This is a genomic window from Microbacterium sp. Leaf203 (genome assembly GCF_001421275.1).
Taxonomy (GTDB): Bacteria; Actinomycetota; Actinomycetes; order Actinomycetales; family Microbacteriaceae; genus Microbacterium; species Microbacterium testaceum_A.
On sequence record NZ_LMKF01000016.1, the window covers coordinates 782 to 1,015 of the forward strand.

The 234-nt window shown below is 66.2% G+C and carries 1 protein-coding gene; it reads right to left on the reverse strand.

From position 1 onward, the window contains the following. The coding region (locus ASE56_RS01295; protein WP_156371567.1) for an FCD domain-containing protein at nt 1-234 on the reverse strand (234 nt) is incomplete at both ends.

A 234-nucleotide genomic window follows, 5' to 3' on the forward strand; every position in this document is an offset into this window, starting at 1 on the left:
CGGCGACCGCTCCTCGAATTTGCCGGCCACCACGCCCGCGACCTCGAGCGACGCAATGTCGGCGGCATCGAAGTGCTCCCGAATGCGTTGGTCGGCCAGATCGGGGTCGCCCGCCGCGATTGCGTCATAGATTGCCTGGTGACGCTGAACGGTGGCGTGCCAATCCGCTTCGGTGCGGTTGGAGCGCTGCGAAAAGAGCTCCGAGACCTCGCGCTGGACCGATCGCATGCCTTC